Origin of the sequence: Chloracidobacterium sp. (genome assembly GCA_016711345.1) — a bacterium.
Taxonomy (GTDB): Bacteria; Acidobacteriota; Blastocatellia; order Pyrinomonadales; family Pyrinomonadaceae; genus OLB17.
Genome location: JADJTD010000001.1, coordinates 1,339,651 through 1,353,155, shown reverse-complemented (window position 1 = coordinate 1,353,155; position 13,505 = coordinate 1,339,651). Strand labels below are relative to the sequence as shown.

At 49.6% G+C, this 13,505-nt stretch carries 13 protein-coding genes; 9 read left to right on the top strand and 4 right to left on the bottom strand.

Annotated elements, in window-relative coordinates:
- The first annotated feature begins 47 nt into the window (after positions 1–47).
- From waaC to IPL32_05515, 8 genes are all read left to right on the top strand, one after another.
- Positions 48–1,082, top strand: coding sequence for a lipopolysaccharide heptosyltransferase I (waaC, locus tag IPL32_05550; GenBank protein ID MBK8465278.1), 1,035 nt, complete (start codon positions 48–50; stop codon positions 1,080–1,082).
- Complete coding sequence (locus IPL32_05545) at positions 1,083–1,622, top strand: isoprenylcysteine carboxylmethyltransferase family protein (GenBank protein ID MBK8465277.1); 540 nt, start codon at positions 1,083–1,085, stop codon at positions 1,620–1,622. It begins immediately after the preceding gene.
- Positions 1,623–1,653: 31 nt separating this feature from the next.
- On the top strand, positions 1,654–2,427 hold the full coding sequence (locus IPL32_05540; protein MBK8465276.1) for a DUF3108 domain-containing protein: 774 nt from the start codon (positions 1,654–1,656) through the stop codon (positions 2,425–2,427).
- Positions 2,428–2,539: 112 nt separating this feature from the next.
- Positions 2,540–3,847 carry a DUF4912 domain-containing protein gene (locus tag IPL32_05535; GenBank protein MBK8465275.1) on the top strand — a complete coding sequence of 436 codons (1,308 nt, stop codon included), beginning with the start codon at positions 2,540–2,542 and terminating at the stop codon, positions 3,845–3,847.
- A gap of 38 nt (positions 3,848–3,885) precedes the next feature.
- Positions 3,886–5,535 (top strand): DUF1957 domain-containing protein, encoded by a 1,650-nt coding sequence (locus tag IPL32_05530; GenBank protein MBK8465274.1) that lies wholly within the window; start codon positions 3,886–3,888, stop codon positions 5,533–5,535.
- A gap of 82 nt (positions 5,536–5,617) precedes the next feature.
- Positions 5,618–7,105, top strand: coding sequence for a peptidase S41 (locus IPL32_05525; protein MBK8465273.1), 1,488 nt, complete (start codon positions 5,618–5,620; stop codon positions 7,103–7,105).
- 634 nt (positions 7,106–7,739) lie between these two features.
- The gene (locus IPL32_05520) at positions 7,740–9,056 is read left to right on the top strand and encodes an inositol-3-phosphate synthase (protein MBK8465272.1); all 1,317 of its coding nucleotides are present in this window, start codon (positions 7,740–7,742) and stop codon (positions 9,054–9,056) included.
- A gap of 289 nt (positions 9,057–9,345) precedes the next feature.
- Positions 9,346–10,554, top strand: coding sequence for an ATP-dependent Clp protease ATP-binding subunit (locus tag IPL32_05515; GenBank protein MBK8465271.1), 1,209 nt, complete (start codon positions 9,346–9,348; stop codon positions 10,552–10,554).
- A gap of 60 nt (positions 10,555–10,614) precedes the next feature.
- On the opposite strand, the gene IPL32_05510 is transcribed toward IPL32_05515, so the two are convergent.
- Positions 10,615–11,793: a PLP-dependent transferase gene (locus tag IPL32_05510; GenBank protein MBK8465270.1), complete on the bottom strand. Its 1,179-nt coding sequence runs from the start codon at positions 11,791–11,793 to the stop codon at positions 10,615–10,617.
- 101 nt (positions 11,794–11,894) lie between these two features.
- Here IPL32_05510 and IPL32_05505 point away from each other — a divergent pair, with 101 nt between their 5' ends.
- Complete coding sequence (locus tag IPL32_05505) at positions 11,895–12,371, top strand: winged helix-turn-helix transcriptional regulator (protein MBK8465269.1); 477 nt, start codon at positions 11,895–11,897, stop codon at positions 12,369–12,371.
- Here IPL32_05505 and IPL32_05500 read toward each other — a convergent pair.
- The 3 genes from IPL32_05500 to IPL32_05490 are packed head-to-tail and all read right to left on the bottom strand — an operon-like array spanning position 12,366 to position 13,460.
- Entirely contained in the window at positions 12,366–12,554 is a 189-nt protein-coding gene (locus tag IPL32_05500; protein ID MBK8465268.1) for a hypothetical protein, read from the bottom strand. The genes IPL32_05505 and IPL32_05500 overlap by 6 nt on opposite strands.
- On the bottom strand, positions 12,538–13,278 hold the full coding sequence (locus IPL32_05495; GenBank protein MBK8465267.1) for a TlyA family RNA methyltransferase: 741 nt from the start codon (positions 13,276–13,278) through the stop codon (positions 12,538–12,540). Before IPL32_05495 ends, IPL32_05500 begins: the two co-directional genes overlap by 17 nt.
- Positions 13,275–13,460, bottom strand: coding sequence for a CPXCG motif-containing cysteine-rich protein (locus tag IPL32_05490; GenBank protein ID MBK8465266.1), 186 nt, complete (start codon positions 13,458–13,460; stop codon positions 13,275–13,277). Before IPL32_05490 ends, IPL32_05495 begins: the two co-directional genes overlap by 4 nt.
- Between the last annotated feature and the right edge of the window lie 45 nt (positions 13,461–13,505).

The window sequence follows — 13,505 nt, the reverse complement described above, 5'->3', positions numbered from 1 at the left end:
ACGGCCTGCGTTTACCTATGAGGTTGTCAACCATTACCATATAGGCAGTGCGGCTCCTTATAGTAAAACTTGGCAGCATCGGCGACATTGTTCACACTTTGCCGTCGTTGGCTGCCATTCGCAGAGAATTTCCGGATGCGGAAATTTCGTGGGTCGTCGAGGAACGCTCGTCTGAAATATTAAAAGGCAATCCGCTCATAGACAACCTGATCGAGGTCGATACGCGAAGGCTGCGCCGTCGCCGCGACATAGATAAGATCGTTCACGAAGCAAGCCGTCAGCTTCGAGGGTTGCGAAGGTTTGGGTTTGATATTGCGATAGATTTTCAGGGACTTTTGAAATCGGCAACGATAGCAAAGCTGTCCGGAGCAAAGCGGCGCTGGGGGTTTTCGCGTTCTGGCCTGCGCGAACCTATGAGCCGCCTGTTGCTCACAAATACCGTACAAACGCAGCCGCAAATTAATGTTATCCAAAAAAATCTTGCTCTTGCCGCCGGAGCTTTGGGTTTTACGATCCCGAACACCGCTCTCGAATTTCCGATCGCATCAACCGCCGAAAATGTCACAGCGGCAGAGGCTATTATCAAAAAAATAGGCGGTGAATTTGCGATACTAAATCCCGGCGGCGGCTGGGTGACAAAACTCTGGCACGCCGAAAAGTTTGGACAGCTTGCGGACCGGCTTTGGGAAGACAAAGGGATCAGGTCTGTCGTTACGACAGGCCCGAATGAAGATGAATTGGCCGAAAAAATTGCTGTGAACAGCCGCTCAGGTAGAGTACTATTTACGCAGCCGAGCCTGAAAGGTTTTTATGAATTAGCAAAACGTGCCCGTGTTTACATCGGCGGAGACACTGGTCCGACGCACATCGCGGTGGCGGCCAGAACGCCGATCGTCGGACTTTTCGGTCCAACCGAATGGTGGCGAAACGGCAGCCCAAACCCCAACGACATCTGCGTCGAACGCAACGAAATTGATTGCCGCGTTGATTGCCATCGCCGCACGTGTTCAAAATGGATCTGTATGGATTCCGATGTGGATGCGGTTTTTAAGGCAGTAAATAATAGATTGAACAGTGAATAGATGGACAAGCGAACATTACAACGAATCCGCATACCGCTCGGCTTTCTGTTTGCCGTCGTATTTTTGATATTTGCAAAACCGTCGATGCTGAGCATTGCGATTGGCAGCGGCGTCGCTCTCATTGGACTTGCGATCAGAGCTTGGGCGAGCGGGCATATCAGAAAGGCTCGTGTGCTGGCAGTGACTGGACCTTATGCATATACGCGAAATCCACTGTATTTCGGCACATTTTTTCTTGGCCTTGGGTTTACGGTGGCGTCGGGCGTTTGGTGGTTGGCAATTTTGTTTGCTGGCCTGTTCATCGGCATCTATTTGCCCGTAATGCGCGTCGAAGTAGAAGATATTCGCCGTATTTTTGGCGACGATTATGACGAATATGCTCGAAACGTTCCGATGTTTTTACCTCGATTTTCACCATGGAAAAAATCGGACGAAAAATTTGATTTCGGGCTATACTTGCAATACAGAGAATATCGAGCGGCGGTCGGTGCGCTGGCAGCAATTGGAGTTCTTGCCGCAAAGACATATTTTCTCGGTTAGTAATATGAAATCATCGTGTTACAAAGTATTAATGATCGCGGCCATTTCTCTGGCCGCATTTGGTTTGGGTTTTGCACAGCCTTCTGCCACGCCTGCGGCTAGGATGTTTGACGGCGAGACGCTCAAGTATGAAGGAAAGGGCAGCAAATATAAGCTCAGCATGGCCGTCGCCGACCTGACGTTTTCTGCCGTAGCGACGCCAAATTCCAACGAACTCGTGATCAAGTCAGAGGCGGTTTCAAAAGGTTCGCTGCTAAAGCTTTTTCGTTACAGCTTTCTTCAACAGTATCAATCGACCGTCGATCTCGACACTTTCCGAATATTAAAAACGACAAAGCACGACGTGCAAAAAGAGCGTGTTCGTGACAGCGAGGCAAAATTTGATTACGCTGCAAAGCGTGTGAGCTTCGTCGAAACTGATCCAAAAGATGCAATGCGTCCGCCGCGTCGGATCGCGTCCGAAATCGGCGATCAGTTATATGACATGATATCGGCGATCTATGGCGTTAGAATGCTGCCGCTTGCCGTCGGAAAAAAATTCTCATTTTCGGTTAGCGATTCCGGCCTTGTTTACAAAGTTCCGTTTGCGGTGACCGCTCGCGAAAAACAGGATACGGTGTTTGGAAAGGTCTGGTGTTTTCGCGTCGAACCTGAAATATTCGGAACGGACCGCCTGATCGAAAGGCAAGGGAAAATGGTGATCTGGATGACCGACGACGCCCGTCACACGCCCGTCCGCGCGCAGATCAAAACCGAATGGGGCAGGTTCGACATCAAGCTAAAATCTTCGTCGGTTATAGACTAGATTTCATTGCTCTTGCCAGCAGCTAGTGGTTAACACGGCATTCCGGCTATAATGTCTCACCTTGTAAGTTTTGTAGAAAGACCGCATACTCTTAGTTTGCGGTTTTTGTGTTATGGAAAAGAAAGCAGCTAAAAAATCAGCGGCTAAAAAGAAAATTGTCGAGTCAAAAGAGGTCTTACCGCGTTCGCCGTGGACAGAGCATGCTACTTCGCCCGTTAAAAAACCTGTATCGAAGAAGCCGGTACTGTCAGAACCGGTTGCGGTAGCGACTGAGCCTACAAAAGCAAAGAAAGTATCAAAGAAGGCAGTGGTCGCAAAGCCTGTGTCAGAACCTAAAGCGGTAGCGGCTGATCCGGTTAAAGCGAAGAAGGTAGTGTCAAAACCGACGGCAACACCTCCTGTGTTGGCTAAAACAAAGAAATCATTGAAGAAAGTGTCAAAACCGGCAGAGGTAGCGACCGAGGTGTTAGTAGCGAAGAAAGCATCGAAAAAAACACCAAAGAAACCAACTCTCGACGTGACCGAAGAGATCGCGGCTGCCGAGCCGAAAGTCGAGCTTTCGCCTGCGTTCAAGGCACTTGCCGAGCCAAAACTGCCCGATCCGCAACGCGAAAATCGCGCTCGCCTAATGATGCAGACGCCGACGAAGCTCTATTTCTACTGGTCGGTTCGCGAGAATCCATACCATTTGCTCCGCCGTGCTTTTGGGGACGATCAGGGCAGCTACACGCTCGTCCTAAAACTCACTGAGTTTAACAGCGGCGTCGAGGTGATCCAACGTGCCGAGGCCGAAGGGAATTGGTGGTTCGATGTCGAGCCGAATGGCAAGTACGAGGCCGAGATTGGATTTTACGCTCCGAATCGCCCGTATTTTCGCATCATCTATTCAAACACGATCGAAACGCCCCGCCGAAGTCCAAGCACTCGTGTTGCGAGTGAGATGGACTGGCGCGTGTCTGCCAGCAAGTTTGCCGAAGTCTTGGATGTTGCGGGATTTTCGCAGGACGCTTTTGATGTAGCGATGGCCGGCGACGACCACGAAGCATCAGAGAATGTAACGCACACTGCTTTTTCGCATTTTATTGGTAATGGCGATCACGATCTGCGCGGCATTGCGGCGGAGGACATTCGATACGCGATGATGGCGTTGGCTTCAGGATTGAAGATCGAGGAACTGCGTTTAAGGGTCAACGCAACGCTTTTCGCGATATTGCAGGCAAACGCATCGAACATCGCAGCAGTCAATGCTATGAACGTTTTGAGCGAATATTTCGACATCGACGAAGCTGATTTTGTCGAGCATCAAGTCGGCTCGGCGGTTTACGGAGCGAGCCTCGTGCATTTTCCGCGAACATTAAAAACGCGCCACATCATGCCGAAATACGCGCCGCTTAGCTCATTTTCACTTCGCAGCCAGTAGCTATCAGCCAGCAGCAATAGCTATACTAATCGCAGCTTATGCCTGTCGGTTACTTCAGCCTCATTCTCCACGCTCACCTGCCGTTCGTGCGGCATCCCGAATATCCGAAATTTCTCGAAGAAGACTGGCTCTACGAAGCGATCACCGAAGTCTATCTTCCGTTAATTTTTATTTTTCAAAGCCTGCACGAGGCCGGTGTGAAGCCGCGACTTGCGATGAACGTCTCGCCGCCGCTGTGCGAAATGCTCGCCGACGAACTGCTGCAAACGCGCTACACCGAGCACCTCGAAAACCTGCTCGAGCTTGCAAACAAAGAGCTGCATCGAACGAAAACAGAATCGATGGATTTTCAATCCGTCGCAAAGATGTACGTTGATAATTTGTCGGCGTCGCTCGATCTCTGGAACAATCGCTACAAACGAAATCTCATCAACGCATTCCGAGAGCTTCAGGACGAAGGGGTTATCGAGATAATTACGTGCTGCGCGACGCACGGTTTTATGCCGCTTATTTCGACGATCGAATCGAGACGTGCGCAGGTACAGATCGCGGTCGAGAATTACAAAAAGCATTTTCACCGGCAACCGCGCGGCATCTGGCTGGCAGAATGTGCGTACGAGCCGGGCATCGAAGATCTGTTGAAAGACGCGGGTATAGAGTATTTCATCTCGGATACACACGCGATACTTTACGGCGATCCGCGTCCGCGTTACGGTGTTCACGCACCGGTTGTTTGCCCGAATGGTGTCGCTGTTTTCGCACGCGATGTCGAAACAAGTCAACAGGTCTGGAGCGCCGAGATCGGCTATCCGGGCAACGATGTCTATCGAGAATTTTATCGCGACATCGGTTGGGACGCGCCGATCGATTATCTGCGGCCTTACCTAGACGAACACGCAAACCGCAAACACCTCGGCCTAAAATATCACCGCATCACCGGCCGAGATGTGCCGCAGCAGTTGAAGGAACCTTACATTCCCGCTCTCGCACGCGACAAGGCCGCCGAAAACGCATCGCACTTCATCAGTGAACGCATCAAGCAGGCGTACAAACTGCGCGAAACTTTCGAGGGTCATCCACCGCTTGTCGTCTCGCCATACGACGCAGAACTCTACGGCCACTGGTGGTACGAAGGGCCGCAGTTCATCGACTTTTTCTTTAAGAAGCTGCACTTCGATCAGACCGAGATTCAAGCGATCACGCCGGGAGATTTTCTCGATTCCGGCCTGCCGATCCAGATCCAAAAACCAACCGCCTCAAGCTGGGGCGAAGCCGGCTACTACAAAGTCTGGCTTAACGAAGGCAACTCCTGGATGTACCCATACCAACACGACGCCGAACGGAAAATGACCGAATACGCCAACAAGTTTGGAGTCTTAAGTCTGGAGTCTGAGGCAAGCGGTTCTACTCAAGACTCAAGACTCAAGACTCAAGACTCAGTCCGCATTTTGAACCAAATGGCTCGCGAACTCCTCCTCGCTCAATCCTCCGACTGGGCATTCCAGATCTACCAAGGCACAACCGTCGAATACTCCAGCCGCCGCTTCCAATCGCACATCTCCCGTTTCGACCTCCTCGCCAAAATGCTCGACACCGGTGACATCGACCAAGATCTTTTAGCCGAGATCGAAAACCGCGACAATATCTTTCCTGAGATCGATTTTCGCGTTTATCTTCCTAAAGATTGAATCGCTTTCAATTTAAATCCACTTACGGCGTTCGAGCGAAATTTGAATTGTAACTAATTTCTAAAAACCATACCCATTGTTTATGAAAAGACTTTTTGTTTCGGCTGTCCTTGTTGTCTTCTGTGCATGCACTTTCGTATTTGGCCAAGCCTCAGCGGCGGGTCAAATGATCTCTTCGGCTGATCTCAAGTCTGACCTTGCAATATTGCGGCGGGCCTACGAGCAGCTTCATCCCGGCCTGTACCGCTACAATACAAAAGCACAAATGGATGCTAGTTTCGCCGATCTTGAACGCCAGTTTAGCCGCGATATGAGTTTGCGTGAAGCTTATGTGAAAATTTCCGTTTTTCTCGCGAAGGTAAAATGCGGCCACACATACACAAATTTTTATAACCAACCAAAATCAATTGTCGAGGCGCTTTTTAAAGGCAAAAATCGCGTCCCTTTCTATTTTCGCTGGCTCGACGGACAGATGATCGTTACTCGCAGTTTTGACGCCGATACAAATATAAAGCCGGGAACCGAAATAGTGTCTATCAACGGAACACAGGCGAAGGAGATACTTGAAAAACTAATGACTATTGCACGCGCGGACGGCTCGAACGACGCAAAGCGTGTTTCGTATCTAGAAGTCGGCGGCAATGATCGCTGGGAAGCATTCGACATTTATTTTCCGATGTTCTTTCCGCCTAAAGCTTTACAAATGGAACTCGTGATGAGGCCGATCGGCTCATCCAAAACAGTTAAGGCACTCGTCATGCCGCTGACCGACGAGGAGCGAAAGGCTGCAAGGCTGTCCGATCCTGAAGACCCCAAAAATGACAAACCCGCATTTACGCTCGAAAGGCCTGACAGTTCTACTGCGATTCTTCGAATGCCGACATGGGCCCTTTACAACAGCAAGTGGGATTGGAAAAAGTTTGTTGACGAGACATTCGATAGGCTGATCGATGAAAAAGTGGCGAATCTCGTTATCGACATCAGAGCGAACGAGGGCGGACAAGATGTTGGCGACGCCGTGATAAGCCGTATCGCCGACCATGAGATCGTGCTTAGCAAGACGCGACGGCTGGTTCGCTATCAGAAAGTTCCGACCGATCTAATTCCGTATCTGGAAACGTGGGACCGTTCGTTTGACGATTGGGGAAAGTCGGCAAGCGAAAAGGCAGGTGATTTTTACATCTTGCGGCGCTATGACGACGATGAGCGTGGTTCGGTGATCAAGCCGTCGGGACGGCGCTACATGGGCCGCGTTTTTGTTCTTGTCGGGGCAGTGAACAGCTCTGCGACCTTTCAGTTCGCGCAAACCGTAAAATTAAATAAGCTCGCAACACTCGTCGGCCAACCAACCGGCGGCAACCAACGCGGTATAAACGGCGGCGCTTTTTACTTTCTCAATCTGCCTAAATCAAAAATCGAAGTTGACCTCCCGCTCATCGGCCAATTCCCAATCATCGAGGCTCCGGACACCGGCATCGAACCCGACATCCATGTCCGCCCAACCGCCACAGACATCGCTGCCGGCCGAGACACGGAATTAGCAACGGTAAAGAGCATGACTCAAAAATAACTGCGTTTCGGTACTAAAATGCAAAAATTCACGAACAGGCACGAAAGATATTCTGTTTTCGTGTTTGTTTTTGTTTATCGTGGTTAATCCATGGGTTTCTAGCTGGAAAGTTACGGCAAATCTAGAAAGTTGCGTCATATCTGGAAAGTTGGTATTCCAATTTTATTTAAAGTGCGCTAGCTTACTGTGGGATCGTCGAAATTTCGATGATCATTGCTCATTGATAATCCGTTAGACGGCAGAGAAAGCTGTAACGATCTGTCTCACAAACCGCGCAATTTGTCATAACCTGTAAGACAAACGGCGCCTCTGCAAAATTGTCGAAACACTACAAAAACAGTCTTGTAAGAGCAATGTTTGCAGAGTTTAAAATGTCGGGCACGTTGCGGGCCACCACAATTTTGACCGATATTGTTTTTTTTCAAAAATCGTGGAACACGGCCTAAATACAACGGCAACTATATTGTTTTCAATGTTTACACCGTTCCACACGTATGTGGAACGCCGTGGAACGATCGGAACGCTCAGAAACGAAGCATAATTTGGTGTCGTAGGGTCTATTCTTTATTTTCGCTGTATTTGCCTTGAGCGGCTTGAAAACGTTATTCTTGATGATTGTTTTTGGAGGAAATTAATGACATCTAAGGGCGTGGAAATTGCTCCCGCAGAAGGGAAACTTGGTATTTTGTTGGTCGGGCTGGGTGCGGTGAGCACGACGTTGGTCGCTGGCGTGGAGGCCATCAAACGCGGCATTTCGGAGCCGGTCGGAAGCTTGACGCAAATGGGCACGATCCGTTTGGGCAAACGCACCGATAACAGATCGCCAAAGATCAAGGATTTTGTGCCGCTCGCCGATATTAACGACATCGTTTTTGGCGCGTGGGATATTTTTCACGACAGCGCCTATGACGCGGCGATGAATGCGGGCGTTCTGGACAAAGACCTGCTCAATCAGGTCTCCGAACCGCTTGCCTCGCTCAAGCCGATGGCCGCCGTTTTCGAACAGAATTACGTAAAACGCATAACCGGCGAAAACGTCAAGACCGGCAAGAATAAGATGGACTTGGCCGAGCAGTTGATCGCTGACATCGCCAAGTTTAAGTCGGACAACAATTGCTCGCGGCTCGTAATGGTCTGGTGCGCATCGACCGAGATCTACATCGAGGAATCGGCGATACACGCGACGCTTGAATCATTTGAAAAAGCGATGTATGACAACGACCCATTCATCGCGCCGTCAATGATCTATGCTTACGCCGCTCTCAAATCGGGTGTGCCTTTTGCGAACGGAGCTCCAAATCTGACGGTCGATATTCCGGCGTTGACAGAACTTGCCGACAAGACAAAAATGCCGATCTGCGGCAAGGATTTCAAGACCGGCCAGACGCTGATGAAGACGATCCTTGCTCCCGGTTTCAAATCACGAATGCTCGGCCTCGACGGCTGGTACTCGACAAACATTCTGGGCAACCGCGACGGCGAAGTTCTTGACGACCCCGAGAATTTCAAGTCGAAAGAAGTTTCCAAACTCTCGGTGCTCGAACATATTTTCCAGCCCGAAGTTTACCCTGAACTCTACGGAGATTTTTCGCACGTCGTTCGCATCAACTACTATCCGCCGCGCGGCGACAACAAAGAGGGTTGGGACAACATCGATATCTTTGGCTGGCTCGGCTACAAGATGCAGATCAAGATCGACTTCCTCTGCCGCGATTCGATCCTGGCCGCACCGCTGGCGCTCGACCTCGCGTTATTTATGGATCTCGCTGCGCGTGCGGGTATGAAGGGCATTCAGGAATGGCTTTCGTTCTATTTCAAAGCTCCGCAAACTGCTCCTGGCCTTTACCCAGAGCACGATCTGTTTATTCAGTTGATGAAACTAAAGAACACCTTGCGGCATATGAAAGGCGAGGAATTGATCACGCATCTCGGCCTCGAATATTACGATTAAGTCACTCGCAATACAATTAATTCAGCGGACGTTCCAGAAATATTTTTGTTATTTGACAATTTTCTGTTGCGTCCGCTGTGTTTAATATGTTAATCATAGATTAGAGGCGGGCTTTCATACTCGCCTTGTCCTCTGGGCTTACCCTTCCAGACAACAAAGTCCAGCCAACTCACAATCTTTTGAAATCATCATTGTTGACGACAGCATGCCGTTAAGATAAACGGCAAGTTTGAACTCATATAAACGTTCTACAGCAGAAGGGGGCAAGTGGCTCCGACGAGGCAAGAAGATGAAACAGGAAGCGGCTAAGAAAAAAGAAAACACAGATAAGGGAATACTTCTCGATCCGGAACGAAAGAGTCCGCGGGCGGCGGAGTTTGAAGATAAGCTTACAAGCTGGATCGTCGGCCAGGAACGCGCGGTTCGCCGTATGAGCGGGCTTTTCCAGATTTATCTGGCCGGGATGAACAATCCTTCACGTCCTATAGGCACGATGCTCTTCCTCGGCCCGACAGGTTCAGGTAAGACGCGCGTAGTCGAAGCTGCGTCTGAGGTCCTTTTCAATGAACCTCACACTGTCGTTAAGATCGACTGTGCCGAGTTTCAGCATTCGCATGAGATCGCCAAACTGATCGGTTCGCCTCCAGGATACCTCGGCCATCGCGAAACATCGCCGATGTTGACGCAGGAAAATCTCGATAAATCGCACACTGATGACACAAAGCTGACGTTCGTGCTTTTTGACGAGATCGAAAAGGCATCAGATTCGCTGTGGCAGCTTCTGCTAGGCATTTTAGACAAAGCGACGCTTACGCTTGGCGACAATCGCCGCGTTGATTTCTCAAGGACGATCGTTATCATGACATCCAATTTGGGTGCTCGCGAGATGTCCGAAATGATCTCAGGCGGCATAGGCTTTGCTCCGACAAAGACCGATCAGGCAAAAGAAGATAACGAGATCGACACCAAGATCTATCGTACCGCTCTCGAAGCTGCGAAACGTAAATTCTCACCCGAATTTATGAACCGCATTGACAAGGTCGTCGTTTTCCGCAGCCTTAAGGAACACCATCTCCGCCAAATACTCGAGATCGAGCTGCGTTCGGTGCAGGATCGAATTACAGAGTCGGCAGGAACGAAATTTGTATTTGAATGTACTACAGAAGCAAAAGAATTTTTGCTTAGCGAAGGTATCGATCTAAAATACGGAGCACGTCATTTAAAACGAGCGGTCGAGCGTTTTCTGGTTTACCCGCTATCGAACCTTGTCGCTACGGAACAAGTGGAAACCGGCGATTTTGTTTTGGTAGATTTTGATTCCGAAAAAGAGCAGCTTATGTTTACCAAACAGTCCGGCAAGATGATAATTGCCGACGTTCACGATCGCGATGTTGAACAGGAACCGCTTAAGAGTGCTGACGCCATCGGATTGCCGCTGCCGCAAGCTGTAGCAGCGTCCGAACGCAGCAAATCAAAAGGCGAGAATAACGACGCATAATGTGAAAGGTTTTTATTGCGAAAAAGGGAAGCCTGATCGGCTTCCTTTTTTTGTTTTCGATCAAGTTTTATCGAGTGCCTGAGTCAGATCCTTGATCAGGTCGTCAACGTCTTCGACGCCGACCGAAAGACGTATCAGTCCATCAGTAATGCCGGCCTTCAATCTGTCTTCACGCGGTATCGTAGCGTGGGTCATTGAAGCGGAATGTTGAAGAATAGTTTCCACACCACCTAGGGATGTGGCGAGCGTGCAAAGCCGGACACCATTTGCAAAGACTTTCCCCGCTTCGATCGTTCCAAGATCAAGCCCGATCATGCCGCCGTAACCGCCTGGCATTTGCCGTCCTGCGATCTCATGATTAGGGTGCGATTCGAGGCCGGGATAATAAACGGCTTTTACTTTCGGATGTTCGCCAAGCATATTTGCAATGGCAAAGGCATTTGAATTGTGCTTCTCCATTCGCAAGGCAAGCGTTTTGATGCCGCGAACGACTAGCCATGCAACCTGCGGCGCAATGTTTCCACCGTAGAATTTATTAGCGCAATGCCTTGCGGCCTCGACAACCTCACGGCTGCCTACCAGAACACCTGCCGTAAGGTCGCTGTGGCCGCCTAGGTACTTAGTTGCACTATGGATCACAGCGTCAACACCCAGTTCAAGTGGACGCTGATTAAATGGCGTCGCAAAAGTGTTGTCAGCAACGGTCGTGATGCCATGTGTGCGGGCTATCGAGGTGACAGCTTCGATATCGGTAATGAGAACAAGCGGGTTGGTCGGGGTTTCGATCCAAAAGAGCTTTGTTTCGGGCCTGATGGCTGCACGATAGTTCTCGGCATCGGTTGCATCGACAAATGTATTATCGATGCCGAACCGTTCTTTTATATGATGTAGAAAGTTGGTCGTTGTAGCGTACATCGACTGCGGGGCTACGATGTGCTCGCCTGATCTTACAAGCGTCAAGATCGCCGCCGAGATCGCCGCCATTCCTGATGCTAAGGCCAGGGCAGATTCGCCGTTTTCGAGGTCGACCATTACAGCCTCCAACGCTCGTTGAGTCGGATTGCCTAGTCGTCCGTAATAGTAGCCATCCTTTTCTTCATTATGGATAGCGGCACCCTCATCAGCATCTGAGAATGCAAAAACGGAAGCCGGATAGATAGGCACCGAAAGAGCACCGTAATGTGCAGCGCGGTCATCGCCCGCATGAACGGCTTTTGTGTAGAAAGAGTTTTTGCTCATATACTAATCGTAATAACAATTCATTGCCAACGCAATCACGGCTGAGTTTCCGTAGGGAGAGGTGTTTGACATACATATATGTGTTTGCAAATATGTATTGAATGTCAGCAAATACTGTCGAATCCGATTTCTACGCACTTGAAAAGCTATTTCTTGCTCTTGGAGACAAAACGCGACTGCGGCTTTTGGCTTTAATGGCTGACGGTGAAGTGCCGGTCGGCTTTCTCGCTGACAAACTGCACGAAAGCCAGCCAAAGGTTTCGCGGCATTTGGCGTATCTTCGCGGTGCAGGGGTCGTAGAGACTCGTCGGGATGGAAAATGGATCTACTATGCCATTAGTTACCCTCAGGAAGCGGTACGGAGGCAAATACTTGATTCGGTTATAAAGTCGATAGCCGCTGTCGGTATAGACCAGGAAACTCTTTCATTTGCCGAAGACCAGGTAACTCCCGAAACTCAGCCAAGCTGGGAAAGCCCCAGATATGTAGAGGACGATGAGTATGAGCTGGCAGACAATTATGAAGAAGAGGAGGAGAATATGCCGGAATCGGAGGAGATGGATATTTTCCTATTATGACTCGATATCTGCCGAAGTCTCGTAAGGACAATGCCGGCATCGGTTTTCGCAACAGTATCCGCGTTTAAGCAAATAGTGCCTGGTAAGTACCATCAGGCCATCTTCAAAGTAGAAATCCACTTCCTCTACCAAGGGTCTGGCATTTTCTATGGGTTCGGCTTTGTTTTTATTGCTGTTGCTCATATAGGGCAAGAAATTCTACATTCCCTTCCGCTCCTTGTATAGGCGACTCGATAAGACCTTTATTGAACAGGCCGATGCCCGCCGCGAAATCATTTACTTCGTCAACGACACGCAGGTGCTTTTCTGTTTCGCGAACAATGCCTCCTTTTCCTACTTCACCGCGGCCAACTTCAAACTGCGGTTTTATTAGGACTATTATTTGTCCGGTCGGTTTTAGAAGTGGTTTTATCGCCGGCAATATCTTGGTTACGGAAATGAAGGAGACGTCCATAACCGCCAGATCAAATTGAGTGTCAAAATCCTTAGGGTTCAAACTGCGGGCATTGGTATTTTCGCGAACATCGATGCGCGGATCGGTGCGCAATTGCCAGACAAGCTGATTTGTGCCGACGTCGATGGCTATGATGCGTGCAGCACCATATTTTAGAAGACAATCTGTAAATCCGCCTGTTGACGCTCCGATGTCAATACAGGTAAAGCCGGACGGGTCGATAGCGAATGAAGCTAAAGCTCCTTCAAGTTTAAGACCAGCCCGGCTTACATATTTGTTTTCCGGCGAGTCTCCCTTGATGCGTATGGCAGCGTCGGTCGCAAACAGCTCAGATGGTTTCTCGACACGTTTTTCATCAATAAGGACCACTCCGGCCATTACCATGGCCTGAGCTTTAGTGCGGGATTCTGCAAATCTGCCCTGAACCAGCAATTTATCGATACGTTCCTTCATTCGTCGATCGCCATAGCCTCAAAATCAGTCGGATATTCGCCGTCAGATGCGTATTTCACCTCGATCGGGCGACAGCATACCTCGCAATCCTCGACATACGATTGCTCGCCTGCGGAAAGGTCGAGCACAAAAGATATTTCCTGCCAGCAATACGGACAAGTAAAAAAATGCTCGATCTCCATAAAGTCTTTCTAATCATCAATCGGCTTCTGTGCAGCAACGTCCAA

Excerpts from the sequence above, each read along its gene's own strand:
- IPL32_05545 (MBK8465277.1), top strand. The coding sequence starts at position 1,083 with ATGGACAAGCGAACATTACAACGAATCCGCATACCGCTCGGCTTTCTG.
- IPL32_05540 (MBK8465276.1), top strand. The coding sequence starts at position 1,654 with ATGATCGCGGCCATTTCTCTGGCCGCATTTGGTTTGGGTTTTGCACAG.
- IPL32_05535 (MBK8465275.1), top strand. The coding sequence starts at position 2,540 with ATGGAAAAGAAAGCAGCTAAAAAATCAGCGGCTAAAAAGAAAATTGTC.
- IPL32_05530 (MBK8465274.1), top strand. The coding sequence starts at position 3,886 with ATGCCTGTCGGTTACTTCAGCCTCATTCTCCACGCTCACCTGCCGTTC.
- IPL32_05525 (MBK8465273.1), top strand. The coding sequence starts at position 5,618 with ATGAAAAGACTTTTTGTTTCGGCTGTCCTTGTTGTCTTCTGTGCATGC.
- IPL32_05520 (MBK8465272.1), top strand. The coding sequence starts at position 7,740 with ATGACATCTAAGGGCGTGGAAATTGCTCCCGCAGAAGGGAAACTTGGT.
- IPL32_05515 (MBK8465271.1), top strand. The coding sequence starts at position 9,346 with ATGAAACAGGAAGCGGCTAAGAAAAAAGAAAACACAGATAAGGGAATA.
- IPL32_05510 (MBK8465270.1), bottom strand. The coding sequence starts at position 11,793 with ATGAGCAAAAACTCTTTCTACACAAAAGCCGTTCATGCGGGCGATGAC.
- IPL32_05505 (MBK8465269.1), top strand. The coding sequence starts at position 11,895 with ATGTCAGCAAATACTGTCGAATCCGATTTCTACGCACTTGAAAAGCTA.
- IPL32_05500 (MBK8465268.1), bottom strand. The coding sequence starts at position 12,554 with ATGAGCAACAGCAATAAAAACAAAGCCGAACCCATAGAAAATGCCAGA.
- IPL32_05495 (MBK8465267.1), bottom strand. The coding sequence starts at position 13,278 with ATGAAGGAACGTATCGATAAATTGCTGGTTCAGGGCAGATTTGCAGAA.
- IPL32_05490 (MBK8465266.1), bottom strand. The coding sequence starts at position 13,460 with ATGGAGATCGAGCATTTTTTTACTTGTCCGTATTGCTGGCAGGAAATA.